Source organism: Pantoea sp. GbtcB22 (genome assembly GCF_019091025.1).
GTDB classification, from domain to species: domain Bacteria; phylum Pseudomonadota; class Gammaproteobacteria; order Enterobacterales; family Enterobacteriaceae; genus Pantoea; species Pantoea leporis.
The window spans coordinates 1-231 of record NZ_JAGXKB010000966.1; the positions used below are offsets into that span (position 1 = coordinate 1).

1 protein-coding gene is annotated in these 231 nt (G+C 51.1%); it reads left to right on the forward strand.

What is annotated here, in order from left to right:
• The coding region (locus tag KVT28_RS27195; RefSeq protein ID WP_217551451.1) for an NAD(P)H-dependent oxidoreductase at positions 1–231 on the forward strand (231 nt) is incomplete at both ends.

Here is a 231-nt window from a genome sequence, read left to right on the forward strand (position 1 = left end):
ACAGGATTCGATTGCTAATCGGGTTTTGCTGCAGTCGGTTATGGAACTGGACCACGTCACGGTGCACGATTTATACGCCCACTATCCGGATTTTTTTATTGATATTCACTATGGGCAGCAGCTGCTGCGCGACCATCAAATCGTTGTATTCCAACATCCACTTTATATCTACAGCTGCCCGGCGCTCCTGAAGGAGTGGCTGGATCGTGTGCTGTCGCGCGGCTTTGCCAG